Annotated in this window: 5 protein-coding genes; 2 read left to right on the top strand and 3 right to left on the bottom strand. The window is 55.1% G+C overall.

What is annotated here, in order from left to right; all coding sequences use genetic code 11:
- Window positions 1-121: 121 nt before the first annotated feature.
- Both VEV40_RS04635 and VEV40_RS04640 read left to right on the top strand, forming a co-directional pair.
- Entirely contained in the window at window positions 122-781 is a 660-nt protein-coding gene (locus tag VEV40_RS04635) for an acetyltransferase (RefSeq protein ID WP_324830517.1), read from the top strand.
- 4 nt (window positions 782-785) lie between these two features.
- Window positions 786-2,006 carry a DegT/DnrJ/EryC1/StrS aminotransferase family protein gene (locus VEV40_RS04640; protein WP_324830518.1) on the top strand — a complete coding sequence of 407 codons (1,221 nt, stop codon included), beginning with the start codon at window positions 786-788 and terminating at the stop codon, window positions 2,004-2,006.
- A gap of 2 nt (window positions 2,007-2,008) precedes the next feature.
- Here VEV40_RS04640 and VEV40_RS04645 read toward each other — a convergent pair whose 3' ends face one another.
- From VEV40_RS04645 to VEV40_RS04655, 3 genes are read right to left on the bottom strand one after another with little or no spacing between them, the layout of a single operon-like run.
- Entirely contained in the window at window positions 2,009-2,233 is a 225-nt protein-coding gene (locus VEV40_RS04645) for a hypothetical protein (protein ID WP_324830519.1), read from the bottom strand.
- Window positions 2,230-2,616, bottom strand: a complete 387-nt coding sequence (locus VEV40_RS04650) for a hypothetical protein (protein ID WP_324830520.1) — start codon at window positions 2,614-2,616, stop codon at window positions 2,230-2,232. Before VEV40_RS04650 ends, VEV40_RS04645 begins: the two co-directional genes overlap by 4 nt.
- A 12-nt stretch (window positions 2,617-2,628) precedes the next feature.
- A complete protein-coding gene (locus VEV40_RS04655) occupies window positions 2,629-3,624 on the bottom strand; it encodes a GDP-mannose 4,6-dehydratase (RefSeq protein ID WP_324830522.1) in 996 nt (331 codons plus the stop codon).
- Window positions 3,625-3,801 lie beyond the last annotated feature (177 nt).

A 3,801-nucleotide genomic window follows, 5' to 3' on the forward strand; every position in this document is an offset into this window, starting at 1 on the left:
ATCACTGGAATTTTTGGCTTGATCTTCACATTCTGATGTCTACAGTTGTAAACGTTTTTCGACGGGAAGGAATCAGCCAGCAAGGACACGCGACTGTGGAGAAGTTTGGAGCTGAGCGGAGGTGACAGAGACAGCCAGTAAAGTTTCTGTTGTCATCTATGGCGCGAACGGCCACGGAAAAGTGGTCGCCGATATTCTTCGGGCCTGTGGGACGGAGATTGAAGGCTTTGTTGACGATGGACCGTCTATAGACGCGCTTGTCTATGGAGCCAAGGTCATGGGCGATGGTAAATGGCTTGCTGAACAAGCGTCCCTACGGCCCGTCACAGTAGCGCTGGGAGTGGGCGACAATTTTGCGCGGCGGGGAATCGCGGAACGATGCGCTGCGTCTGGAATGCATCTGCTGGCCGCCGTTCATCCCTCGGCGACTATTGCGAATTCTGTGAAGATATCTCCGGGCGCCGTGATTATGCCGCATGCAGTTGTTAATGCTGATGCGGAAATCGGGCAAGGGGCGATTATCAATACCGCTGCGATTGTCGAGCATGATTGCAAGGTTGGAAATTTCGCGCACCTTTCGCCGAAAACGGCCATTGGCGGACATGTGCAGGTTGGAGAACTATCATGGCTCGGCATTGGTGCAACGGTCATTCCAAACATCAAGATCGGAACGTGCTCCATCGTTGGAGCAGGCGCTACCGTCGTTCGCGATGTTGATGACTGGGTGGTTGCCGCAGGCACGCCCGCCCGTATCCTGAGAGAGCTGGCGCGACGGATTTGAACAGATGAAGGTATCGACACAAATTCAGCTAGCCATTGATGGCGGAGATCCCTTGCGCAAGAATCCGTTTGCTCCCTGGCCATCGTTTTCGCAGGAAGAGATAGCGGCGGCTGCGCGGGTACTTGAATCGGGCAGGGTGAATTACTGGACCGGCGATGAAGGCCGGCGATTTGAAGCAGAGTTTGCCGCTTTTACTGGCGTGAAACATGCTGTCGCGCTGGCCAACGGAACAGTTGCTTTGGAGGGTGCGCTGCAAGCTCTTGGCATCGGCCCCGGAGATGAAGTCATCACCACCAGCCGCACCTTTATTGCATCCGCAAGTTGCGCGGTTATGCGTGGAGCGACGCCGGTAATGGCCGACGTTGACCGCGATTCGCAGAATGTTACGGCGGACACAATCCGGGCCGTCCTCAGCTCGCGTACACGCGCCATTGTCGCGGTGCATCTTGCGGGATGGCCATGCGACATGGATCCGATTCTTGATCTCGCGCACGAACATAAGCTCCGAGTCGTTGAAGATTGTGCGCAGGCACATGGGGCCACATATAAGGGGCATCCTGTGGGTTCGATGGGCGACGTGAACGCATTTTCTTTCTGCCAGGACAAGATCATGACCACTGGCGGCGAAGGCGGCATGTTGACGACGAACGACACAGAACTATGGTCGCGTGCATGGGCCTTCAAAGACCATGGAAAAGATTATGAGGCCGTCTACCGGCGTCTTCACCCACCAGGCTACCGCTGGCTACATGAGAGCTTTGGCACGAACTGGCGAATGACAGAAATGCAAAGCACCATCGGCCGCGTGCAATTGCAGAGCCTTCCTGAATCCCTGCAGACAAGGCGCAGATTGGCGGGAGTATTGATTGAAAGGTTTTCGAAGATCGCGGCCCTGCGTGTAACCAGACCGCCCGACCACTCTGTACACGCCTATTACAAGTATTATGTTTTCCTGCGGCCTGGATGCCTGCGGAAAGAGTGGCATCGGCAGCGCATTGTGGATGCTGTGAACGCAGAAGGCGTACCGTGTTTTGTAGGCAGTTGCAGCGAAATATATCTGGAGCGGGCTTTTCCTGTGGAATTTCGTCCGCCTCAGAGACTACCTGTTGCAAGAGAACTCGGCGAGACTGCGCTGATGTTTCTTGTGCATCCGACACTCACTGAGCGCGATATGCATGACACAGCCGACGCCTTGGAAAAAGTTCTGGCGTGTGCTGGCAGATGAGTTCAGCGATAGACACCATAGAAGGCAAACCCTGAAGCCAGCGCAACGGCAACATCAACGCTACGGGCAGCGGCCTGCTTGCCCTTGCTCGAGGGAATAAACAGAATATCGTTTGACGCGACGACCGGCATGGAAAAGCCGACGTACAGATTCTTCTTCATGCCTTCCGGCAACTCAAACAATGTCTGACGCAAATCGATTGGGGCGAGCTCGGTGATGATCTTCAACGTACCTGCGTGGCTTCCGACTTGCGTTGCGCCATCTGCTGGAATGCCTGAAACATGATTGGCTGATTTTCAAATGCGATGCTTTCAAAATGATAGAAGCGCGGGAGAAAGGGATGAACTGGCCAGAAATTGATGCCGACGCTGTCGTGTCTCGCGATGATCTGCCAGCGCTTGTCAGATATGCTGTTAATAGACCACGCACTGCCGAGAACAAACAGCGTGTCGCTTGTCCGCAGGCTGGGCAGGTTAAGGGTTTCGAGCAACGGCAATCCTCCGAGGACCGCGGCCTTTGCCTCGCGGGCCGATTCTTCACGCAGTCGCTTGTGATGGTACAACCGGTACAGGAGCGGGTGCGGCAGGCGTTTGGCGAGAGAATTAAGCATAGTCGGCCAATGTCAAATGGCATAGCTGCCGATTGGATACTTTCCGAGATTCCGACTTATCCATTCGATAGTCTGTGTCAGCCCTTCTCGCAATGGAACAGTTGACTTCCAACCTGTCAACTTATTGACTAGAAGACTGTTTGCGCAGAGGCGGTCTACCTCGCTGGCTTTCGGACGCAGGCGCTGCTCCTCGATTCCGACCAGGCATTCCGTCCCGATCAAATCGAAGATCACTTCGGTCAATTCACGGATCGATGTTTCCGTGCCACTGCCGATATTGAGCGTCTTGCCGATGGTTGCAGGGGTTTCGGCAATGGCGATGAATCCTTCTACGATATCGGAAACAAAGTTGAAATCACGCATTGTGTGCAGGCTTCCTAATTGCACAGAAGACCGCGAGAGCGCCTGCGTAATGATTGTCGGAATCACGGCGCGAGCGGACTGGCGCGGACCGTAGCAGTTGAATGGCCGTGCAATCGAAACCGGAAGGTCAAATGACAGATGATAGGATTCCGTAATTTTGTCAGCGCCTATCTTGGTTGCAGAATATGGCGACTGACCTTGCAGCGGATGGCCCTCAGCTATCGGGACATGCTGGGCCGAGCCATAGACTTCACTGGTTGACGTGCATATGAGGCGCGCCGTGCCGTACCGACGCGCGGCTTCGAGGATATTCAGCGTACCTTCGATATTTGTCTGAACATAGGAGCGCGGGGAGTAGTACGAATAGGGAATGCCGATCAGGGCTGCTAGATGAAAGATGACCTCTGCATCTTCGGCGGCGCGCAGAACGCTTTCGTAGTCGCGGATGTCGCCATGTACGATTTCGAGTTCTGGACGCAGGGGCGAATCGGCCAGCCAGCCCAGAGAGCCTTGCGAAGTGTAGCGGAGGAAGCAACGGGTCTTCGCGCCGAGTTGCGCGAGCCGTTCGGCGAGGTGGCTGCCAATAAAACCGCCCGCTCCGATCACCAGGACCCGGCGATCTTTCCATATAAGTGAATTGCGCAAAGTCGCAGTCCGTCTCCCGCTTCTAAATCATGCCCAGCGCAGCGTCTACCGACGCGCGCTCGTATTGTTCCATCTGTCCGACATCAAGCCAGTATTCGCGTATGGGAAAACAAATTACCCGTCTGCGCGCGCTGATCAGGCTTGTAATCAGATCGGGCATGTCGAACGCCGAGTCTG

Source organism: Alloacidobacterium sp., from assembly GCF_035631355.1.
Taxonomy (GTDB): Bacteria; Acidobacteriota; Terriglobia; order Terriglobales; family Acidobacteriaceae; genus Alloacidobacterium.